This is a genomic window from Frisingicoccus sp., from assembly GCA_016298055.1.
Classification (GTDB): domain Bacteria; phylum Bacillota; class Clostridia; order Lachnospirales; family Lachnospiraceae; genus Frisingicoccus.
Genome location: JAEDDO010000104.1, coordinates 1 through 6,290, shown reverse-complemented (window position 1 = coordinate 6,290; position 6,290 = coordinate 1). Strand labels below are relative to the sequence as shown.

At 42.7% G+C, this 6,290-nt stretch carries 5 protein-coding genes; all 5 read left to right on the top strand.

Annotated features, from left to right (window positions below; all coding sequences use genetic code 11):
• Positions 1 to 1,071: SLC13 family permease (locus tag QZZ35_RS08280; RefSeq protein WP_291236973.1), on the top strand; the 1,071-nt coding region annotated here is incomplete at its 5' end.
• A 168-nt stretch (positions 1,072 to 1,239) separates the two neighbouring features.
• Entirely contained in the window at positions 1,240 to 2,496 is a 1,257-nt protein-coding gene (locus tag QZZ35_RS08275) for a BMP family ABC transporter substrate-binding protein (RefSeq protein ID WP_291236972.1), read from the top strand.
• A gap of 160 nt (positions 2,497 to 2,656) precedes the next feature.
• The gene (locus QZZ35_RS08270) at positions 2,657 to 4,189 is read left to right on the top strand and encodes an ABC transporter ATP-binding protein (RefSeq protein WP_291236971.1); all 1,533 of its coding nucleotides are present in this window, start codon (positions 2,657 to 2,659) and stop codon (positions 4,187 to 4,189) included.
• Positions 4,182 to 5,285 (top strand): ABC transporter permease, encoded by a 1,104-nt coding sequence (locus QZZ35_RS08265; RefSeq protein WP_291236970.1) that lies wholly within the window; start codon positions 4,182 to 4,184, stop codon positions 5,283 to 5,285. The genes QZZ35_RS08270 and QZZ35_RS08265 overlap by 8 nt, the downstream gene beginning before the upstream one ends.
• Before the next feature lie 2 nt (positions 5,286 to 5,287).
• Positions 5,288 to 6,289, top strand: coding sequence for an ABC transporter permease (locus QZZ35_RS08260; RefSeq protein WP_291236969.1), 1,002 nt, complete (start codon positions 5,288 to 5,290; stop codon positions 6,287 to 6,289).
• The last annotated feature ends 1 nt before the right edge of the window (position 6,290 follow it).

Genomic DNA, 6,290 nt, shown 5'->3' with positions numbered 1-6,290 from the left:
CTGTTTATCACGAAGCCGAGTAGTGAGTTACTGAAAAATATTGATTGGCATACCCTTGTAACGCTTTTTATGATGTTAACGGTGCTTGAAGGATTTAAGAAAGAAAATATTTTCAGACCCCTTCTTAAATCTGCCGAGAAAATCACTTCGATGGCAGGAATTTCATTTTTTGTTATCTTTGGGGTGTTTTTTTCTTCAATGTTTGTGACGAATGATGTATCACTCATTATTTTTGTGCCGCTTACGATTATTCTTTTCCGTGCAGGGGGAAAGGAAAAATATATTTTGCCTGTAATCTCAATGGAAAATATTGCGGCTATCCGGGGCTCGTTACTAATGCCCTTCGGAAGTCCGCAAAATCTGTTTATATTTGGTCAGTCCGGAGTCTCAGTTTGGAATTTTGTACTTCATATGCTGCCGCTTTGGGTATCTTCTGCATTACTTCTCAGTGCCTTTATTCTTATTCTCTACAGGAAAGATCTTCACGAAAAGATTGTGTGGGAAGGAAATTGTGCGGAGCCATGGAGTCCAAAAAGGAAAAAACAAAGAATCGTCTATATTTGTCTTTTTGTACTTATTATATTAACGATTATAACAAGAACGCCTTATTGGCTGGGATCGGCAGCCATTGTATTTGTAACCGTATTGTTGTTTGATAGAAATGTATTTTTTAAGACGGACTATGTTTTGCTTATAACCTTTTTTTGCTTTTTTGTATTTTCTTCACAAATTACAGGAAACGAGGCAATTTCCTTTTTTCTTACGAATGCGGTTGGCGGTCATGAGTATTTTTGGGGTATAGCATTGAGTCAGGTTATTTCAAATGTACCTGCATCTATTGTTCTTTATCCCTTTACAAAAAATCTGGCAGCACTTTTGTACGGTGTGGATACGGCCGGTTTGTGTTCAATCATCGGTTCATTGGCATCTGTTATTAATTATCGAATTTATGTCCGTGAATATCCTAAAAATGGAATGAAATTCATGAAAGTGTTTACATTGATCAGTTGGGCATTTTTTATCATTGTAGTTATACCCGGATATCTTATTTCGAAGTACTGGCTTTTCTAAGGGTGACTGGGGGACGGGTTCATAGCCACCGAACGGTGGCTACGAACCCATCCCCCAGTCACCCTTTCTATGAAAAAAACCAATAAATTTTTCCCCTTCTATTGACAAGGGGAGTTTAAGACGATTATACTTCTATTGTCGACATGGACAAAAAAAGGAGGAGAACTGATGAAAAAGAAACTTGTAAGTTTATTAGCAGTTATGGCGATGACAGTCAGCGCTATTGTTGGTTGTGGTTCTTCAAAGGGAGAGACTGCTAAGAGTAATGAAACAAAGGCAGCTGCTGAATCTGAAGGAGAGAGCGCAGCAGCAGCAACTGATCTGAAAGCAGGTTTTATTTTCCTGCATGATGAGAACTCTACTTATGACTTAAACTTCCTCAACGGAGCAAAAGCCGCATGTGAAAAACTTGGTGTGGAATGCGTTATCAAGACAAATATTCCTGAAGGTCAGGAATGCTACGAAGCCGCATGTGAACTTGCAGATGCCGGATGTGATTTCATTTTCGCAGACAGTTTCGGACATGAAGATTATATGATCGAAGCAGCAAAGGAATATCCGGAAGTACAGTTCAGCCATGCAACAGGTACAAAGGCTCACACAGAGAATCTTGAAAACTTCCACAATGCATTTGCTGCTATTTATGATGGACGTTACCTTGCAGGTATCGTAGCAGGTATGAAGTTAAATGAGATGATTGACAACGGTGATATCACAGCAGAACAGGCTAAGATCGGTTATGTTGGTGCTTACACATACGCAGAAGTTATCTCCGGTTATACATCTTTCTTCTTAGGTGCACGTTCTGTTTGCCCTACAGCTACAATGGAAGTAACATTTACAGGATCCTGGTATGATGAAACAGCTGAGAAGGAAGGCGCTAACAAGCTCATCCAGAACGGTTGTGTACTGATCAGCCAGCATGCGGACTCCATGGGAGCTCCTACAGCATGTGAAACAGCAGGTGTTCCAAACGTATCCTACAACGGAAGTACAGTAAGCGCATGTCCAAACACATTCCTTGTTTCTTCCAGAATTAACTGGGAACCTTACTTTGAATATGCTCTTAACTGCGTAGCAGCAGGTACACCGATCGATACAGACTGGTGCGGATCTCTTGAGAATGGCGCTGTTGAATTAACAGACCTTGGTTCTGCAGTAGCAGAGGGCACTCAGGAAGCCATTGACAAAGCAAAAGAAGAACTTATTGCAGGAACAATTCATACATTTGATATTTCTACATTTACTGTAGATGGCAAAGCATTAGAAAGCTATGAAGCAGATGTAGATACAGATGCAGATTATACACCAGATCATGAAGTAGTAAGTGACGGATATTTCCATGAGTCCGGTTCTGAATTCCGTTCCGCTCCGTACTTTGATGTACAGATCGATGGAATTACACTTCTTGATACAAAATTCTAAGAATCATTCTTTCGAAGCTTTTTAAGTCAATTTATGAAGGAATTGATGGGGCGACAAAGCGGTTATCGCCGCGTCGCCCTTTTTCTATAGGGCTAAGTATTTATATTTCGGCAGCATAGAAAAAGGGCGAATGAACCAGCAATTCTAAGGGGGACAAGCGATGGAAATCAAAACAGCTGCAGTTTCAATGCGAAACATTACGAAAACGTTTGGATCAATAGTTGCCAACAATAAGGTGGATCTTGATATTTATAAAGGAGAGATATTATCTTTACTTGGTGAGAATGGAAGCGGAAAGACAACTCTGATGAATATGCTTTCGGGTATCTATTTCCCGGATGAAGGCCATATTTATATTAATGGCAAGGAAGAGGTCATTAAATCACCGAAGGATGCTTTAAGCCTTGGAATCGGTATGGTACATCAGCATTTTAAACTCATTGATGTATTGTCCGCAACGGAAAATATTATCCTTGGCCTGGATGGAAAGCTGAATATTAAAGAAGCCTCCAAAAGGATTGAAGAGATTTGTAATAAATACGGATTTGAAGTGGATCCGGCTCAAAAGATTTATGACATGTCTGTTTCTCAGAAGCAGACGGTCGAGATCGTCAAGGTACTTTACCGCGGGGCGGATATTCTTATTCTGGATGAACCTACAGCCGTATTGACACCGCAGGAGACCGAGAAACTTTTTAATGTGCTTCGCAAGATGCGGGATGACGGTAAGGCGATTATCATCATCACTCATAAGATGCAGGAAGTACAGTCTTTATCTGATCGTGTGGCAGTGCTTCGAAGCGGCGAATATATCGGCAGTATGAAGACAAAAGAAACGACGATCACAGAGATGACCAATATGATGGTCGGAAGATCTGTGACATTAAATATTGACAGACCGGACCCGGTGGACCCGAAACCGCGTATTGAAGTAAAAGGATTGAATGTCCGAAGCAGTGACGGCATTTTAAAACTTCAGGATGTCAGCTTTACAGCCAACAGTGGAGAGATCCTCGGTATTGCAGGCATTTCCGGATGTGGTCAGAAAGAACTGCTTGAAGCCATTGCGGGCCTTCAGGTGACGGAATCGGGTACGATTGATTATATTAAAGATGACGGTACAAAAGAAACATTGATTGGAAAGGACCCTCTGGCCATTGCGGATATGGGTGTTGCACTTTCATTTGTTCCGGAAGACAGACTCGGAATGGGTCTTGTGGGCAATATGGACCTGACAGACAATGTGATGCTTCGTTCTTTCCGTCAGGGCAAGACGCCGTTTATTAACCGTAAACCTTCGAGGAAGCTGGCGGCGGAGATCGTAGAGAATCTTGAAGTGGCAACGCCGGGTATTTCCACACCGGTTCGAAGACTTTCCGGAGGAAATGTACAGAAAGTTTTAGTCGGACGAGAGATTTCCTCCGCACCGACCGTTCTCTTGACAGCTTATGCGGTGCGTGGACTGGATATCAATTCTTCTTATATGATTTATCAATTGTTGAATGAACAGAAGAAAAAGGGCGTGTCTGTTATCTTTGTCGGAGAAGATCTGGATGTTCTTCTGGAATTATCGGATCGTATCCTCGTCCTTTGCAGCGGACAGGTCAGCGGTATTGTGGATGCCAGAAAGACAGATAAAAATGAGGTCGGAATGATGATGACCAGAATGGGAGGCAGCGAGGATCATGAATGAAAAGAAAAAAGAACCATTATTTCATATAGTGAAAAGGGCTGCGATTCCATGGCAGAAGGCACTCATCATCCGTGCGGTGGCTATTATCATGGCTCTGATTATTTGTGCGGTCGTGACGACCATCACAACAGGTATTGACCCGATCAAGGTATTTCAGTCCATCTTTGTGGGAGCCTTCGGTTCTGCGCGAAAGACATGGATCACTTTACAGAATACAGCGATTCTTTTACTTATTTCTTTGGCTTTAACGCCGGCTTTCAAGATGAAATTCTGGAATATCGGCGGTGAGGGACAGGTCCTGATCGGCGGTCTTGCGGCGGCAGCATGTATGATCTGTCTTGGAAGTAAACTTCCGAATGCCGCAGTTATTGTATGTATGATCATTGCCAGCCTTGTGGCCGGAATGATCTGGGGTGTTATCCCGGCTTTCTTTAAAGCAAAATGGAATACGAACGAGACCCTTTCCACCCTGATGATGAACTATATTGCGACCCAGCTTGTTGCTTTCTATACGATTGTGTGGGAAGTACCGAAGGGTTCCGGTAAGATTGGTATTATCAACCAGAATTCCAATGTGGGATGGCTTCCTCAGTTATTTGGCTCGAAATATCTGCTGACGATTTTGGTTGCAGTCATCGTTACAATTTTCATGTATGTATATTTGAACTACAGTAAACACGGATATGAGATTTCTGTTGTCGGTGAGAGTGAAAATACAGCCAGATATATTGGTATTAAAGTTGAAAAAGTTATTATCCGTACCATGCTTTTATCCGGTGCCATTTGTGGTCTTGTAGGACTTCTTCTGGTCGGCGGAATCAACCATACAGTCACCACCACAATTGCCGGCGGACAGGGATTTACGGCGGTGCTTGTATCCTGGATGGCGAAATTTAATCCGCTGACAATGATTTTCTCCAGTATCCTGATCATCTTTATGGATCGGGGTGCCAGCGAAATTTCTACAAGTTTTGGATTAAACCATTCTTACTCAGACATTTTGACAGGTATCATCCTGTTCTTCATTATCGGATGTGAATTTTTCATTTCCTATCGTCTGCAGTTCCGTAAAAAAGATGAGAAGGAGGGACAGTAATCATGTTAAGTTTTTTACTTGCGTTCATACCGAGAGCCATTGTACAGGGCATTCCGCTTTTGTTTGGAAGTACCGGAGAAATTATTACAGAAAAGTCCGGCAACCTGAATCTTGGAATTCCTGGTGTTATGTACGTTGGCGGTATATGTGGTGTTATCGGTTCCTTCTTTTATGAGAGGAGTGTTCCGAGTCCGTCGGACATGAATCCGGCATTGGCTATTTTGATACCGATGTTTTGCTGTCTGCTTGGTTCATTGCTTATGGGACTCTTGTATTGTTTTCTCACAGTTACGCTGCGGGCAAATCAGAACGTGACAGGTCTTGCCATGACAACCTTCGGTGTTGGTTTTGGTAATTTCTTCGGCGGTTCTCTGATCAAACTTGTTGACAGTGATGTACCGTCCATCGCGCTGACTGCAACGAGCAGTTATTTCAGCAAGTCGCTTCCGTTTGCAAAAAATCTTGGCGGATTTGGAAAGCTGTTCTTATCCTACGGTTTCCTCGCTTATGTGGCCGTTGCCATTGCACTTGCATCATCCTATATTTTAAATCATACCCGTGTGGGACTCCATCTTCGTGCTGTCGGTGAAGGCCCGAATACAGCGGATGCGGCAGGTATTAATGTTACACGGTACAAATACATTGCCACCTGCGTCGGATGTATGGTTGCAGGTCTCGGCGGTCTGTATTATGTTATGGATTATGCATGCGGTGTATGGTCCAATGACGCCTTTGGTGACAGAGGATGGCTTGCGATCGCCCTCGTAATCTTTACGATCTGGCGTCCGAATGTGAGTGTATTTGCCTCCTTCCTTTTCGGTGGTCTTTACATTCTCTATCTGTATATTCCATCCGGTATGAATCACATGGAGTATCAGGAATTATATAAGATGATTCCGTATATCGTAACCATGGTCGTTCTCGTTGTGACAAGCATGCGGAGAAAACGTGAAAACCAGCCGCCTGCAAGTCTCGGACTTCCATATTTCCGAGAGGAACGATAAT